Annotated in this window: 17 protein-coding genes; 7 read left to right on the top strand and 10 right to left on the bottom strand. The window is 68.0% G+C overall.

Features of this window, described 5'->3' with window-relative positions; translation table 11 throughout:
* The first annotated feature begins 336 nt into the window (after positions 1-336).
* From IE307_RS32850 to lspA, 3 genes are read left to right on the top strand one after another with little or no spacing between them, the layout of a single operon-like run.
* On the top strand, positions 337-1,635 hold the full coding sequence (locus tag IE307_RS32850) for a 6-phospho-beta-glucosidase (protein ID WP_191303285.1): 1,299 nt from the start codon (positions 337-339) through the stop codon (positions 1,633-1,635).
* Between the two features lie 4 nt (positions 1,636-1,639).
* On the top strand, positions 1,640-2,107 hold the full coding sequence (locus IE307_RS32845) for a YybH family protein (protein ID WP_191303284.1): 468 nt from the start codon (positions 1,640-1,642) through the stop codon (positions 2,105-2,107).
* A 49-nt stretch (positions 2,108-2,156) separates the two neighbouring features.
* A complete protein-coding gene (gene lspA / locus IE307_RS32840; protein WP_191303283.1) occupies positions 2,157-2,642 on the top strand; it encodes a signal peptidase II in 486 nt (161 codons plus the stop codon).
* On the opposite strand, the gene IE307_RS32835 is transcribed toward lspA, so the two are convergent.
* Both IE307_RS32835 and IE307_RS32830 read right to left on the bottom strand, forming a co-directional pair.
* A complete protein-coding gene (locus IE307_RS32835; RefSeq protein WP_229905291.1) occupies positions 2,614-3,279 on the bottom strand; it encodes an endonuclease V in 666 nt (221 codons plus the stop codon). The two genes, lspA and IE307_RS32835, sit on opposite strands and share 29 nt — an antisense overlap.
* Entirely contained in the window at positions 3,257-4,222 is a 966-nt protein-coding gene (locus IE307_RS32830) for a DUF3500 domain-containing protein (RefSeq protein WP_191303282.1), read from the bottom strand. The genes IE307_RS32835 and IE307_RS32830 overlap by 23 nt, the downstream gene beginning before the upstream one ends.
* A gap of 155 nt (positions 4,223-4,377) precedes the next feature.
* On the opposite strand from IE307_RS32830, the gene IE307_RS32825 reads away from it, so the two are divergent.
* Together IE307_RS32825 and IE307_RS32820 are read left to right on the top strand one after the other, a co-directional pair.
* Positions 4,378-4,725, top strand: a complete 348-nt coding sequence (locus IE307_RS32825; RefSeq protein WP_191303281.1) for an ArsR/SmtB family transcription factor — start codon at positions 4,378-4,380, stop codon at positions 4,723-4,725.
* On the top strand, positions 4,715-5,254 hold the full coding sequence (locus IE307_RS32820) for an SRPBCC domain-containing protein (protein WP_191303280.1): 540 nt from the start codon (positions 4,715-4,717) through the stop codon (positions 5,252-5,254). The genes IE307_RS32825 and IE307_RS32820 overlap by 11 nt, the downstream gene beginning before the upstream one ends.
* 104 nt (positions 5,255-5,358) lie before the next feature.
* On the opposite strand, the gene IE307_RS32815 is transcribed toward IE307_RS32820, so the two are convergent.
* The 4 genes from IE307_RS32815 to IE307_RS32800 all read right to left on the bottom strand — a co-directional run bounded on the left by IE307_RS32815 (position 5,359) and on the right by IE307_RS32800 (position 8,269).
* The gene (locus IE307_RS32815) at positions 5,359-6,300 is read right to left on the bottom strand and encodes an MBL fold metallo-hydrolase (RefSeq protein WP_229905290.1); all 942 of its coding nucleotides are present in this window, start codon (positions 6,298-6,300) and stop codon (positions 5,359-5,361) included.
* A 27-nt stretch (positions 6,301-6,327) separates the two neighbouring features.
* The gene (locus IE307_RS32810) at positions 6,328-6,756 is read right to left on the bottom strand and encodes a CBS domain-containing protein (protein ID WP_191303279.1); all 429 of its coding nucleotides are present in this window, start codon (positions 6,754-6,756) and stop codon (positions 6,328-6,330) included.
* A gap of 144 nt (positions 6,757-6,900) precedes the next feature.
* Complete coding sequence (locus tag IE307_RS32805) at positions 6,901-7,062, bottom strand: hypothetical protein (RefSeq protein WP_191303278.1); 162 nt, start codon at positions 7,060-7,062, stop codon at positions 6,901-6,903.
* A gap of 202 nt (positions 7,063-7,264) precedes the next feature.
* Complete coding sequence (locus IE307_RS32800) at positions 7,265-8,269, bottom strand: DUF6923 family protein (protein WP_191303277.1); 1,005 nt, start codon at positions 8,267-8,269, stop codon at positions 7,265-7,267.
* Between the two features lie 282 nt (positions 8,270-8,551).
* Between IE307_RS32800 and IE307_RS32795 the strand changes: the two genes are divergently transcribed.
* A complete protein-coding gene (locus IE307_RS32795; RefSeq protein WP_191303276.1) occupies positions 8,552-9,310 on the top strand; it encodes a bestrophin-like domain in 759 nt (252 codons plus the stop codon).
* Here the strand turns inward: IE307_RS32795 and IE307_RS32790 are convergent.
* From IE307_RS32790 to IE307_RS32780, 3 genes are all read right to left on the bottom strand, one after another.
* On the bottom strand, positions 9,307-9,963 hold the full coding sequence (locus IE307_RS32790) for an EcsC family protein (RefSeq protein ID WP_191303275.1): 657 nt from the start codon (positions 9,961-9,963) through the stop codon (positions 9,307-9,309). The genes IE307_RS32795 and IE307_RS32790 overlap by 4 nt on opposite strands.
* A gap of 10 nt (positions 9,964-9,973) precedes the next feature.
* Positions 9,974-12,505, bottom strand: a complete 2,532-nt coding sequence (locus tag IE307_RS32785) for a PEP/pyruvate-binding domain-containing protein (RefSeq protein WP_191303274.1) — start codon at positions 12,503-12,505, stop codon at positions 9,974-9,976.
* An 87-nt stretch (positions 12,506-12,592) separates the two neighbouring features.
* The gene (locus IE307_RS32780; RefSeq protein WP_191303273.1) at positions 12,593-13,489 is read right to left on the bottom strand and encodes an ADP-ribosylglycohydrolase family protein; all 897 of its coding nucleotides are present in this window, start codon (positions 13,487-13,489) and stop codon (positions 12,593-12,595) included.
* Between the two features lie 37 nt (positions 13,490-13,526).
* Here IE307_RS32780 and IE307_RS32775 point away from each other — a divergent pair, with 37 nt between their 5' ends.
* Entirely contained in the window at positions 13,527-14,315 is a 789-nt protein-coding gene (locus tag IE307_RS32775; RefSeq protein WP_191303272.1) for a LysR family transcriptional regulator, read from the top strand.
* On the opposite strand, the gene IE307_RS32770 is transcribed toward IE307_RS32775, so the two are convergent.
* On the bottom strand, positions 14,290-14,841 hold the full coding sequence (locus IE307_RS32770; RefSeq protein WP_191303271.1) for a hypothetical protein: 552 nt from the start codon (positions 14,839-14,841) through the stop codon (positions 14,290-14,292). The two genes, IE307_RS32775 and IE307_RS32770, sit on opposite strands and share 26 nt — an antisense overlap.
* Positions 14,842-14,892: the final 51 nt, after the last annotated feature.

Below are 14,892 nucleotides of genomic sequence, written 5' to 3'. Positions count from 1 at the left end.
GCAAAGCCATTCTTTCTATCATGCTTCTGTCGTGCGCGGAACCCTTCAGGAGATCCCGCGACAGAGTCGTTCTCCAGTTGCGGACGTGGTCGGCGGATGTGTCTGATCTGCCATAACACGATCCGGGCCGTCATCTCCGCCAGCTTTCACGTCTCGCGCATGGCCGAAGATCCCTGCGTCCACGTCATTCCACGTACTGGCCCGCGGTCGCGCGCCAGGAGACTCTTGGTGTTCATGTCGCCCTGCTCGGCGATTCGCCGTTCACCGCATCTGAAAATGTAGGATCGGCAGAGCGGTTCACACTGCGGAAGAGGCCAGAATGGACGTGGTCGAGGCATGAAGCTGGTCATCCTGGGTGGGGGCGGCTTCCGCGTGCCGCTCGTCTACCGCGCGCTCCTCGCCGACCGGTCGCCCGGACGCGTGACCGAGGTCGTGCTGCACGACCTCGACGGCACCAGGCTCACCGCGATCGGTGGCGTGCTCGCCGAGCTCGCGACCGATGTACGGGATGCACCGACGGTGTCGACGTCGACCGACCTCGACGAGGCGTTGCGCGGAGCGGACTTCGTGTTCTCCGCGATTCGCGTCGGCGGGCTCGACGGGCGCGCGGCCGACGAGAGCGTCGCGGCGGGATGCGGTGTGCTCGGACAGGAGACGGTCGGCGCCGGCGGCATTGCATACGGGCTGCGTACCGTCCCCGTCGCACTCGACATCGCACGCCGTATATCAGTGCACGCACCAGACGCGTGGGTCATCAACTTCACGAACCCCGCCGGCATGGTCACCGAAGCGATGTCGGCGCACCTCGACAACCGCGTCATCGGTATCTGCGACTCCCCCGTCGGCCTGGGCAAGCGGGTGGCTCGGGCCGTGGGCGTCGATCTCGACGACGTGTGGCTTGACTACGCGGGGCTCAACCACCTCGGTTGGTTGCGGGGTGTCCACGTGAACGGACGCAACGCACTGCCTGACCTGCTCGCCGACACCGAACGGCTCGAGTCGTTCGAGGAGGGCAAGCTCTTCGGCGCGGAGTGGCTGAGGACGTTGGGCGCCATCCCGAACGAGTACCTGCACTACTACTACTTCACTCGTGAGGCGGTGAAGTCCGGTGCGTCGCGCGGGGCGTTCCTGCTGGAGCAGCAGAAGCAGTTCTACGCCTCGCCTTCGTGGGAGAGCTGGGAACGGACCCGGCTCGAACGCGAGCAGACCTACATGGCGGAGACCCGCGACGACGAACGCGACGCGGACGACCTCGACGGTGGTGGCTACGAGCGGGTCGCCCTCGACTTGATGCACGCCATCGCGTCCGACAAACGAGCCACGTTGATCCTCAACGTGCCGAACGGGACGACGTTGTCGTGCCTCGACGCCGACGCCATCGTCGAGGTGCCGAGCCTGGTCGATGCGAACGGCGCGCGGCCCGTCTCCGTCAGCCAGGTGCCGGACGAGGGCGTCGGACTCGTCACCGCGTTGAAGGTCGTTGAACGCGCCACGATCATGGCGGCCATCAGCGGCGAGCGAGCGCACGCGGTGAAGGCGCTGGCGTTGCATCCGCTCGTCGACTCCGTCAGCGTCGCGCGCAAGATCGTCGATGCTCATCCGCTCCTGTCGGGAGTCTTCCGCGCTAGCTTCTGAGGTCGTGGACACCGACCTGTTGCGGCAGCTCAACGACGACATCTGGCACCCGTTCAGGCTCACCTACGCGCGACTGGACGCGCCGGCGTTCCTGTCCTTGTACTCGTCGACGCTGATCCGCGCCGGGGGCCCAGCGAAGCAGGTGCTCGGGTTCTCCGAGTACGCGGACCAGACGGAGAAGTGGTTCGCGGAGCTCGCCGACCGCGATAGCTCGGTGAGCATCTCATTCCGGTTCGTCGAGCGCATCGCTGAGAACGACGTCGCGAGCGAGCGCGGCATCTTCCAGCTCGTGTCGACACGTGCGGATGGCGGCGAGCGCACGTTCTACGGCCGCTTCCACACGTACTCGCGACGCACAGACGGACGGTGGCGCATCTGCGTCGACTACGACACGGACGAGCGGGCGGCGACGTTGGAGGAGGAGTTTCTCGCCGCGATCGACGTCGACGACGTCAACGCGTTCAAGGAGTGACGAGGGTCTGATGCCGAGTGGTGGTGTTCTTAACTACGCTCGTCCGCAAATGGACACCACCACCTCTCGCCGCGTGCCACTCGTCATGGGCATCGCCGTGCTCGTGCTGCTGCTGGACCAGGCCACGAAGTTCTGGGCCGAGAGCGCGCTGACCGGCCGCGCGCCCATTCCCGTGCTCGGGGAGTTCCTGCAGTTCAGGCTCCTCTACAACCCCGGCGCCGCGTTCTCGATCGGCGCGGGGTCCACGTGGATCTTCACCATCGTCGCCGCCGTCGCGGTCGTGCTGCTCGCCCGGTACGGCATGCAGCCGCAGACGAAGCTGCGAGCGGCCGCGCTCGCGTTGATGCTCGGCGGTGCGACGACGCACCTGCTCGACCGGCTGTTCCGGCCACCGGGCTTCGCGCGCGGGCACGTCGTCGACTTCATCGACTACAACGGCTGGTTCGTCGGCAACGTCGCGGACATCGCCCTCGTCGGCGGTGCCATCCTGCTCGTGCTGATGAGCTTCACCCCGACGAAACAGCCTGCCGAGTGAGTGTGTCGGCGCGGCGGGTCGTCTCCGGCAGCCGATAGCGCGGGGCCAGGCGCAGCACTTCGGCGCACGCACGGTCGAGGTCGATCTTGTGGCCGACCGACACGAAGACGGGCTTCACCCCGTCCTGCGTTCGCAGTGCCCTGCCGACGACCTCATCGCCGTTGTCGCCGTCCATGACGAGGTCGCTCATCGACCCGCGGACGTTGCCTGGCTGCTCGAACGCGCCCATCGCGTTCTTCGCGACGCCGATGCTCGGGATGCTCGTGTGCACGCCGAGATGGCAAGCCAGGCCGAACCGGCGAGGGTGCGCGAGGCCTTGACCGTCCGCGACCAACAGGTCCGGCGCGACGGTCACCCGATCGAGAGCACGCAGCAGGACGGGCATCTCGCGGAACGCGAAGAGCCCGGCGATATAGGGGAAGTCCGTTGTGTCCTCGACGACGACCTCGTCGAGGACGACCAGCGTCTTTGCATCGAACACCACGCAGACGCCCGCAACTGTGTCATTGCTACGGTAGCCGACGTCCAGGCCTGCGACGGTGTCTATGCGCAGGTCAGGGGCGCTGGTGGTGATCACCTGGGTGCGCAGGCGTTCTTGCAGTGCGACGGCGTCGTCAACCGTTCTGGGCCACTCCACGGGCGACAGTGTGCCGTGACGTGTCGTAGTGGGCGGCGAGCAGGTCGTCGCCGAAGTCACCTGAATGACGACGCCAGACCGTGTGGACGTGGTTGGCCTCGTTGGCCGTGTTGTCGTATTCGATGAGCAGTTCCGGGCCTTGGACGCGGTAGTAGTGGCCCTCGCCTCGGCGCAGCGAACCTTCCCAGGAGAAGTGCAGGCGTTCCGCGTCGATCTGGGCGAACTCCTCGTCGGCCAGTTCGTAGGTGAGCCGGTCGAGGTAGAAGCGGACTATGTCGACCAGCAACCCGGCTGCGGGCTTGCCGAGTTGGGCCGGCGTCACACCGACCGGTTCGGACGGGCTGATTCGTGGAGAGTTGCCGGTGCGGATGTCGTGCGGCGCGGTGTCCGAGACGACGGCCAGGCGGCGGGCGGTCGGGCCCATGCGGTCGAGCAGTTCGCGGGCCAGCTCTTCTTCCAGACGCAGCGGCTGGCCTACGACGCGTCCGCGGTAGGTGACGCGGGCCGGGTTGGCGCCCAGGAAGAACGGTGTCGCCGAGACGCGGCCGTTGGCGACTACGACGTTCACCGACAGGTGGTGTCCTTCGACGCGCCATCCCCACGGCTCGTCGCCGCCGGGTGTTCCGAAGAGCACTGTCCAGTAGTCGCCGTTGTGGCGGTCGCGGTGTCCGCCTTCGCGGTGGTCGAGCACGTCTTCCAACGCCATCACCGCTGCCGCCTGTGCGTAGGCGTGTGAGCTGAGCACGGTCGCGAGCATGCCGTGCACCGCCTTGCGCTGGTCTCGTTCGAGATCGCCGAGTGCCAGTCCGGGGCGTGTACCGGGTGTATACGCCCAGCGGTGCCTTAGGTCGTCGTCGGTGACGGCGCGGATCGCGTGTTCGCGCTGGTCACCGGTGAGCAAACTAATATATTGGTGCGTGGCGTCAGCGACGTCGTGCAGCATCACTCGAACTTATAGGCCTTGAGGCCTCGCAGCAGCCGAGAGCAGTCGCTCACCTGCCCTGGTGTCGATGCTTCGCGTCAGTCGCGTGCAAGACCGCGAACGTCTTGCGACCGATGCTCGACATACGCGTTCATAGGTGTTAAAAACCTTACGTAATGAAGTTGCCACATGATGACGACGCCATCTGGCGCGCCCTCGCGAACCCGTTAAGGCGCGCGATCCTCGACGTCCTGCGCAGGGGCCCGCGCACCACAGGCGAGTTGGTCGAGGTGCTGGAGACGAGCCGGCACGTCGTCATGCAGCACCTCGGTGTGCTCCGCGAGGCCGATCTGGTGATCGTGGAGCCGCGGGGCCGGAAGCGGGTCAACCACCTGAATCCCGTGCCCATCCAGCAGATCCATCAGCGGTGGGTCGCGCACTACGAGCAGAACTGGGCAGCGGCACTGGTCGGCCTGAAGCTCACGGTCGAGGGCGCCGAACAGGAGGATGAGGATGTTGGCTGACCCCGGCACCGAGTTGTTGCACAGCATCGTCATAGCCGCGCCCATCGAGAAGGTGTGGGCGGAGATCACCAAACTCGACGGCAAGCAGCGCGCCATGATGGACGCGGTTCTCGACTCCGCACTCGAACCGGGCGCACCGCTGTACTACCGGTCGACCGATGGCAAGCGGGTCTTCGTCGTCGGCCGCGTCGTCGAGGTCGATCCGCCGCGGCTGCTCTCCCACACGCAGCGACTCACGATGCGCGACGACCCGTGGACGGTCGTCTCGTGGGAACTGGAAGAGGTCGACGGCGGCACGCGTGTCACGCTGCGTAACTCCGGTTGGCCCGAGGGCGTCAAGCGTCTCGACAAGGTCGACGCGACCTGGAAGGGCATTCTCGCCGCGCTCAAGCAGGTCGTGGAGTCCGGCGATGTCGGCGCCGGCCTGAGGTTCCAGTACGCGATGATGCGCGCCTTCATGTGGGCGATGCCGTCGGGCACCAAGACCGAGAACGTCCCCGAGCCGCCCGGCATCGGCCAGTCCGTCTGAAACGTGAAACCTGGTTTAGCAATGAGTCTTTGGACTTCGTCGTCCAAAGACTCATTGCTAAGGTGCAGGTCAGCGGCGGCAGGGTGAGCGATATATTGGTTGGGCTAGGCGTGGCAGGCGATGGGGCCGCCGTGGAGTTCCATCATGTCCATCCAGACGCGCGGGAGTTCGAGGCGTTCGGAGAGGGGCTTGCCGTCCAGTTCGTGGTAGGCGCGGTGGAGGTTGCCGACCAGGCGTTCGGACTCCTGCCACGACGAGAAGCGCGACTCCCCCGCCTCGCGGACGACGTCCATCGGCGTCTTGGCGGCGGCGTGGCCGGACGAAGCCAGTTCGGAGAGATAGGTCGTGTAGGCGACCAGGTCGTCGAGGACGCGAGTGATCTCGGAGCCCCGCAGTAGCGGACCGTGACCGGGGACGACGACCGCGGCGTCGAACGCGCGCAGGAACTCCAGTGCGGACAGGTAGCCGTGGATGCTGCCTTCGGCGAGGAACGGCTGGCCGCCCGCGAAGACCAGGTCGCCGGTGAACAGGACGCGTTCGGCCGGCAGCCACACCACGGTGTCGCCGCGGGTGTGCGCCGGGCCGGGGTGGTGCAGTTCGACCACGCGCTTGCCGAGGTGCAGAGTCAGGGACGTGCTGTAGGTGAGTGACGGCGGGCGGACCTCGATGTGGCCGTAGTCCGGGCCGGTCAGGACCTGCGCGGCCAGCAGGCCGGCGGCGAGGACCTCTTCGCGGCATGCCTCGTGGCCGACGATCACGGTGGACGGCGGCACGAGCCAGTTGCCGAAGGTGTGGTCGCCGTGGTGGTGGGTGTTGATCACGTAGGTCGGGTCTGCGGAGGACACCGCCGCCACCGAGGCGAGCAACGCGCGGTTGCGCGCCTCGGTGGACGTGGTGTCGACGAGCAGGAGCGTGTCGTCGGAGCCGACGACGACACCGGTGTTGTTGATCATCCAGGACCCGTCGGGCTGGACGTAGGCGTGGACCCCTGGTGCGACCTCCACCAGTTCTGGGGCGAGATCGGGCTGGCCGGGAGAAGGTTCCACCCGATCCAGCGTAGTGACGGCCGTGGGTCAGCCCTGGGCGATGTAGGCCTGCAACTGGTCGTGGGACTGTTCGAGCTGGCCGATCCGGCTCTTCACCACGTCACCGATGCTGACGATCCCGACCAGTTGCCCGTCGGACAGCACGGGCACGTGACGGAAGCGCCGTTCGGTCATCACGACCGTGAGGCTGTCCACCGTGTCCGACGGCGAACAGGTGAAGACCTCGGCGGTCATGATCGACGACACGGGAGAAGACAGCAGGTCAACGCCCGTTTCGTGCAGTCGGCGCACCACGTCGCGCTCCGACACGATCCCCGCCACGCCCGTGGGGCCGACGACGACGATCGCGCCGACGTTGTGTTCGGCGAGCGCTCTGAGCAGTTCGGACACCGGGACGTCCGGGTCGATTGTCGCGACCGCCGATCCCTTGGTCCGCAAAACGTCAGCGATCCTCATCTGGCGCCTCCGATCCTGTCGGTCCGGTAGCAACTCAGGCTAGATCGGATTCGGACAGAACGGGAGATCGAGCCCACGAAGAGAGCAGAGGACGTGGTCGTTCGACCACGTCCTCTGCTGGTGTCGCGCCCGGTTCGGCGTCGGCTACGCGGTTCCTCCGCGGCGACGGGTCGCGAACTGGCGCGGCTGGACCAGCGGCGCCCGCTGCTGCGGCACCTGGAAGTGCGTGTTCTGGTCCTGCTTGCCCCGCTTCTGCGCACGACGCGCGGCGCGGTTGCCCGGCTCGGGCTGGGTGGTGTCAGGCATGCGAAAGCCTCCTCGTGACGAGGGCGTGCAAAGGGCACGGCGAAACGACGGCCGTGAGAGATGGACCCGCGCGGTGGGTCACCGGAGAAGGACGCGACGGCGAGGTCGCGAGGGCAGCGTCGAGAGCGCTGCGGGAGCTTCATCAGATGAAGTACATGCCCGCAACGCTAGCGACGCCGCCGCCTCACGCCAACCGAATTAACTAGCCCCGTGCGCGCGCTGCGGCCGTGCCAGCGCCGAGCATCACGAGGATGACGGTGACCATCGCCCACTTGCGGGACTTGGTCATCGGCGTCGTCTCCTGGTCGAGCGGAAGTTCCTGGCGGGCCTGGGACTTCTGACGGGCGGCGCGCACCGGCACCGGTTGCGGCGCGGCGGAAGGAGGCGGGGGCGTGGCGGCAGGAGGCTGCCGCACGACCGGAACGGGCCCTGGCACCGGCGCCGGAACCGGGGCCGAACCGGGCGGGGCGGGAGGCGGCACGGGCACCGGCACCTCGGGGCGGGGCGCGGGCGGTTCGACGCGTGGCGGCATCGGGTTCGGCAGGCAGCCCGCCGCGTCGATCAGGCCCATCTGCGGGCCGGTCGACAGCTCCACCGCCGTGGTGCCCGTGACGCGGTAGAGGCGACTGCGGCCCTGGTAACCGTTGTTGATGGCGTGGACGGTGCCGGCCGCGTCGATCACCACGGCGCCGTAGGTGGACTTGCCGGGCAGTCCGGCGATCTCCGTCCTGCTCAGCACCCGCCCCGACACCGGGTCGAACGTCACGACCTCGCCCGGTCCCCAGCCCGCGGCGGACACCCCGGTCAGCTTCCCGGTCAGCGGGTCGGCGGTGAAGTCGTCGAGCGTGAGTGCGGGCCAGTCCAGCACGACGGTCCGCACGATCTTGAGGTACGACGGGCTGGCGGGGTTGATGTCGATCGCGTGCAGCCGGGCGTGGTCGCGCACGTAGAACGTGGTGCCGACGACCGCTCCGGCCGACACGTCGTCGGTGCGGAACCACAGCGCGTCAACGGGTCCGAGGTCGTTGACCACGCCCCGGGTGTCGATCAGGACGACGTGCGACGGGTTCTTCCACCAGTGGTGGCCCTTGGACGTGATGCCGACCAGCCGGCCCAGCGCGGCCGAGTACCCCAGTGCATTCACCGCGTAGTCCAGGCGGGCTATCTCTGTCACCCCACCGGATGACGCGTCCACTTTCGTGAACATCGAGAGTTCTCCACGATGGGATGAACGCACTTGATAAGCGTCACAGTTCGGCGCCGCAGCATGAGCAACGGCGCTGGTGAACGGCGCGGAAAGCGCGAGCAAGGTCGCGGCTCCACCCAGCGCGAACGTATTCCGTCGCAACCGGAATGGAGCAGCCCGATACGACAACCGGGTATTTCTGCTGTGGCCGCGCATTCCCACCTGACCATTGCTCGTTAACCAGACCGTGTTGTACGGGCCACAGTAGACCGTGGTCTAATCCCACACCAGAAAGGAGCCGAATTGAGCATTTACCTCACCGGCGCGCTCTGGGTTCTCGGTGCCGCCGTCCTCTCCGCCGTTCTCGTCGTCATCACCCGCCGGTTCGGCTCGGAGGAAGTGAGCGAGAAGAACCTCGGCGCGGGTGGTTCCGTGTTCAGCATCGTCGCGGGCCTGCACGCCGTGCTCGCCGCGTTCATCCTGATCTCCCTGTTCGACGCGGCCAACGGCGCGGAGGAGCAGGTGCAGAAGGAGGCCAACGCGCTGGTCGCGGTCGACTGGGCGTCGGACTCGCTGCCCGAGCCCGCGAAGTCCGGGGTCGACGAGCTGATCCGCGACTACGTGTCGATCGTCGTGCAAGACGAGTGGCCCCGCATGCGCGAGGGCGAGAACGTCGACAACCAGGGCTGGCTCACGCTGAACCGGCTGCGCGACACGATCTCGACGGCGGCGCCGAACGGCGACTGGCAGGAGGACCGCAAGGCCGAGGCCGCGAACCAGCTCTGGCAGGTCTACCAGGCCAGGCAGGAACGGCTGGACGCGGCGGACAACGGCGTCAACCCGGTCGTGTGGCTCGCGCTGCTGATCGGCACCGGTCTGTCGCTGCTGTTCCCGTACCTGTTCCGCGGGCCGACCCTGACCTCGCAAATGCTGATCACTGTTACGCTGACGTCGACACTGGTCCTGCTGCTGTTCGCGATCTACCAGCTGCAGAACCCGTTCGACGGTGGCGTGCTCATCCCGTCGGACGCGTTCAGCTCCGCACTGGACAGGCTGAGCTAGCGCGAATCAGTCGTTCCGTCCGATTCTTCGAGTTCCACGGACAACACCTCGCCGTCGATCACCTTCGGCAAAGGGTCCGTGTGGGCGAAGTAGCGATTTGCGAATGAACCGACCGCCCTGGTAGAGGCGGCGTCAACGCCACCACCGATGACGCCGCCCAGCACCGGAACGCCCTTGGCCACGAGCGTGCCGAGTTTCTTCGTGCCGTATTTGGTGATGAGCGCCGAAGCGGCTTTCTTGGTGAACTGCTTGATGCCGACCTTTTTGAACAGCTCGGTCCCGGCGTTGCCGAGAAGGCACAGCAGGATGGCCATCTGCACCTCGTCGCTGTCCACGTCGTGACCGCGCAACGACGCGATGGACGCGATGAGGTGCGTCTGGATGACGTAGGTGGCCGCGACGTTGGACGGCAGCGACACCGGCAGCGTGATCAGGCCGCCGAGATTCGTGACGAAGCCCTGCGCACCCGCCAGCGCCACGTGCGTGCGGATGAGGTGCCTGATCGCGGCGGTCTCGTCGCCCTTCTTGACCAGCGCGTCGGACGCGGACTCGCGGGCGCTCTTGAACGGGCCGAAGCCGTCCACGCCGGCGCGCAGCAGGTAATCGGCGATGCCCTGCTGGACCTTGTTCAGCTCACCTTTGGACTCAGCCACAATCCCGACATTACGCGTCCAGCTGCCGCGATGACGCCTCAACGGTCTGTTCCGGCAGTGTGGTGACCGCGCCGGTGCTGCCGTCCACGGTGATCCGCTCCCCCGTCCTGATCCGGGTCACGGCCTCGCGCACGCCCACGACGGCCGGAATGCCGTACTCCCGCGCCACGACCGCGCCGTGCGAGTTCGCCCCGCCCATCTCCATCACGAGGCCGCCCGCGGTCAGGAACAACGGTGTCCAGCCGGGATCCGTCGACGGGGCGACGAGGATCTCGCCGGGTTCGAGGTGCGCGCCGACCGGGTCCATGACGACGCGCGCGATGCCGGTGATCGTGCCCGCCGACGCCGGCGTGCCGACCAGATCACCTTCCACCGGTGTGCCGTGGTGCACGGCTTCCGGTTCGGTGCCGTCCGACAACAGCACGCGCGGGATGTGCCTGCGGCGCATCTCGCGGTCGTAGACCTCGCGGCGCCCGGCCACGAGTGAGCGCAGATCTCCTTGCGAGGAGCGCATTTCCTCGAAGTTCAGGAAGTACACGTCGTCCACCGTGTCGAGGCGACCGTCCGCGACGAGCCGGGCACCGAACTCGGCGACGCGCTTCCGCAGGGACCCGAACAACGTGACGATCAGGTACTTCGGGTACTCCCGCAGGCCGGCGAGCACCCTGGTGCGGCGCAACGCGAAGCGCACGAACCAGCCGCGTCCCCGCGCACGCCGGGCGAGGGTCTCGATCATCGCCTCGGCTTCGGCGGCGCCGCGTGCGAAGACCGCGTCCGGGTGGGCCTGACCGTCCTGCAGGCGCAGGAAGTTCTTCACGACGCCGATGACGTGCGCCGGGTCGTCCGACCACCTCGGCAGGCCCAGGTCGATCTCGGCGACGGCGCGGTGGCCCCACTTCGCCAGGAAGCGGTCGAGGGCCGCGGGGCGTTCGCCGTCCTGGAACTGCCGCAGCGCGACGGGGTCGTGGCGGATCTCCTGCGCCAGGTCCCACATCGCCATGTCCATCTCGGTGGTGATGTTGTTCGGCAGGCCGCGCAGCACGGTCTGCAGCTCCCCCGGCCTCGTCTTCACGACCTTGCCGACCAGTCCGAGCATCGCGAACCCGACCAGCGCGGTGGGCGCGAGGCCGGGCAGCACCGGCACGGTGCACTGCCGCAGCGCCTGCTCGATCGAGAGGGTCGCGGACTTCTCCAGCACGTCGCGCTCCATCAACAACGCCCTGCGCACGGCCCTTTCGGGGTTCACCAGTGCCTTCACCGCCGTCACCGGTACGCGGAACCGGCGAGCGAGCCGGAGAACGCGTTTGAGCGCGGGTGCCGGTGAGGAGTTCCTGATCGCGAACCTCGGGTCGTCGAAGAGGCTTCGCAGCACCTCGGAGGAACGCGCCTCCATCACACCGAGCAGGCGCGTGACGAACTCGCGGCCGACCTTGCTCCGCAACACCTTGGTGACGTCGAAGAAGATGCGATCGCCGGCCTCCACATAGGACTGGCTCGCCGGGTCGCCGATCACGATCTCGAAGGCGGACTGGGCGATCTCCCGGAACGCCGCGCGCCCCATCGGCGTGATCGGGCGTTGGAGGCCCTGCGCGAGGCTGAAGCAGAAGTAGGCGTGAGCACCGCCGTCCGGGTTGTCCGGCAACGGGAACAGCGTCGTGATCGGCCGCGCCTGGGTCAGGTGCAGCTCGCCGTCGTCGTCGATCGCCCACTCGGTGTCCTGCGGCGAACCGTAATGCTCCTGCACCTTGCGGCCGAGGACGGCGAGCGCGTGGACCTGCCCGTCGGTGAGGCACTGCCCGGCGCTCTCCCCGACTTCGACGTGCTCGGTGCCGCCGCCGGGCAGCGAGCGGATGACGAACCTCTTGTCGCCCAGCCGCTTCTCGACGATCTCGCCGCCGTCGACGACGAAGTGGTCGGGGTTGACCGCACCGGACACCACGGCCTCACCGAGACCGGGACTCGCGTCGATGACGATCTGGTCGCGCGTGCCGGTGACCGGGTTCGCCGTGAACATCACACCCGACACCGCGGACTGCACCATCCGTTGCACGACAACGGCCAGGTACGTGGTGGTGTGGTCGATGCCGTTCGACTCGCGATAGCTGACCGCGCGGTCGGTCCACAGCGAGGCCCAGCACCGGCGCACCGCGTCGACCACCGCGTCCTCGCCGACGACGTTGAGGAACGTGTCCTGCTGGCCCGCGAAACTCGCGAACGGCAGGTCCTCGGCCGTCGCGCTCGACCGCACCGCGACCGGGACGCCGGGTTCACGATCGCCGCCGAGCTTGCGGTACTCGGCGACGATCGCGTCCCGGACGTCCTGCGGCACAGAGGTTTCCAGCAACGTCCTGCGGGCGTTGTCCGGAGTCGTGCCCGCCAGCTCGTCGGCCTTCGCGACGGCGCGGTAGGCGTCCGTGGTGACGCAGAACCCCTGCGGCACCGGCAGGCCCGCCCTGGTGAGCTCACCGAGGTTCGCGGCCTTGCCGCCCACGGTGGCGAGCATCGAGCCGTCGATGGACGTGAAGCCGATGGTGAGCGCCATGGTTACCCCTCCAGGTTCCGCCTGAAGAGGAGGTTACGAGCGTTCGGCCAAAAACTCAACACGCGATGAATAAATCACACCGTCGAGTCAAAGCTCCTGATCAGAGCGGCTCGCCCAGTCCGGGAGGGGCTCGCGGGCCTGCCGCCAGTCCTCCGGCGGGTTCGTGACGATGCCCCCGACGATCGCGGCCGTGGTGTCGACGTCGCCGCCGGCCCTGACGCACGCCGCGATGGCCGCGCGGTAGTCGCCGAGGTGGTGGGCGGCGACCCAGAGCGTGAACGGCACGGTGTCCTGCGCCGTCACGCGCGAGCCGTTGCCGAGCACGTACGCGGCCTCTTCGGCGTTGCCGATCCTGCGCGCCTTCTCGATCCCCTTGCGCACGAACGATTCTTCGAGGTGGTCGAGCACGGTGCCGAGCAGGTCGCGTGGCGGTGAGCCCGTCAGCCGCGCCCTGGCCGCGACGGCCGCGGCGTGAGCGACCGCAAGTCCGCCCATGACGCCCTCCGGGTGCTGGTGCGTCACCTCGCTGGCCCGGATCGCCTGGGCCGTGGTGGCCGCCGGGTCGTCGGCGAAGTACGCGCCCAGCGGCGCGATCCGCATCGCGGCCCCGTTGCCGCAAGAACCCTGCCCGCCGAACGCGCTGGACGCCGCTTCCTTCCACGGCGTGCCCTGGCGGATCTTGCGCAGGATGGTGAAAGCCCCCGCGCCGTAACCGCGGTAGGGCTCGCAGCGGTCGGCGAACGTCGCCGCGAGCCGGGTCTGGTCGACTTCTCCGTGGTCACGGAGCTCGGCGACGAGGTTGCAGGCCATTTCGGTGTCGTCGGTCCACTCCCACGGGCCCCGTGGCGGCTTGCCGGCCACGAGGTCGGGCAACGAGCGTCCGACCATGAAGAACTGAGCGCCCAGAGCGTCGCCGACGGAGAGCCCGTCGAGCGAGGCGTATGCGAGGTCCAGGCGCGCACGAGTGTGCAGAACTATGCGCATCACCTGCGATTTTATCGGTTTCGCCTACCCTGGTCACATGGATTTGGACCTGCGGAAGCTGCGGTATTTCGTGGCGGTCGCGGAGCATCTGAACTTCAGCCGCGCCGCCGAGGCCCTGCACATCGCGCAGCCGGTGCTGTCGCGGCAGATCCGCGCGCTGGAGACCGAACTGAAGGTCCAGCTGTTCGACCGTTCCTCGAAGGGGACCGTGCTGACGCCCTTCGGTGAGCAACTGCTGGCCGACGCACGGCCGTTGCTGTCACAGGCCTCGGCGTTGCTGCGGCGTGTGGGTGCGGCGGACGTGTTCGCAGTCGGGTTCATGCCGGGGCTGATCATCACGCCCGCGGTGCGGCTGCTGGCGTCGCGGCACCCCGGGCTGCGGGTCGACGTCGTGCGCACCACGTGGGAGGACCAGGTCGAGGTGATCCACGACGGCCGCGTCGACGTCGGCTACGTGCGGCTGCCGGTGCCGATGGACGGGCTTAGGTGCGTGCCGCTGTTCACCGAGCCGCGCGTCGCCGTCCTCCCGTCCGCGCATCGGCTGGCGGGCAAGGAGAACGTGCTGGAGTCGGACCTCGCCGGTGAGCGGATCGTGCGGCACACGACCACGCCGGGGATCCGGTCCGTCGAGGAGAAGCTGGAGCACGTCGCGATGCACGGCGGTGTGGCGATCCTGCCGTTGTCGACGGCGGTGTTCTACTCGCGCGAAGACCTCGCGCACGTGCCGATCGACGACATCGCGCCGAACGAGGTCGCACTGGCGTGGGCCGCGCACCGCCAGACGCCGCTGATCGCGGAGTTCACCTCGATAGCCCAGCAGGCGTGAAGACGAAGCTGTCGCGGAAACCGCCTTCGCCGCGCCTCGTCGCCATCAGCCGCATCTCCGGCATGAAGTGGAAGAACACCAGCGACCCCGACCTGTCCGGGTAACCGAGCGTCTTCGAGTACTTGGGGTTCGTGCCGCCCAGCCACAACGGCGGCTCGCCGTACTCGGCGATCACGTCGTCGAGCAGGCAGTCCCGCTCCCCCAGCACACCGGGGATCCGGCTGTCCGCGTCGAGGCTCAGCCAGCCCTGCCGGTGCGCGAGGTCCGCGTACACCGACGCCATGACGTCCTCGCTGCGGTGGCCGAGCGCCTCGTGCACCGCGCCGCTGACCATGGCCGCGTTCGCCGCGCCCCGCTTGACCAACGCCTCGAGCTCGTTCTGCCACCGGTCCGTGCGGTCGTCGGCGAACGCCAGCGCGTCGAGCAAGGTGAGGATCACCGCCTCACCGCCGTACATGCCGGGACGCCGGACAGCCGCGTTGAGCTGTCCGAGCAGGTAACGGCGTAAGTCGTCGAACGAAGGCATCGCTCCCCCTTAATGCGAGATGTTCTATCAGTTGCGAGTGGGCGAAACGGA

The organism is Lentzea cavernae (assembly GCF_014653695.1).
Classification (GTDB): domain Bacteria; phylum Actinomycetota; class Actinomycetes; order Mycobacteriales; family Pseudonocardiaceae; genus Lentzea; species Lentzea cavernae.
The sequence above is the reverse complement of the archived record's forward strand: the minus strand, read 5'-3'. Positions and strand labels throughout refer to the sequence as shown.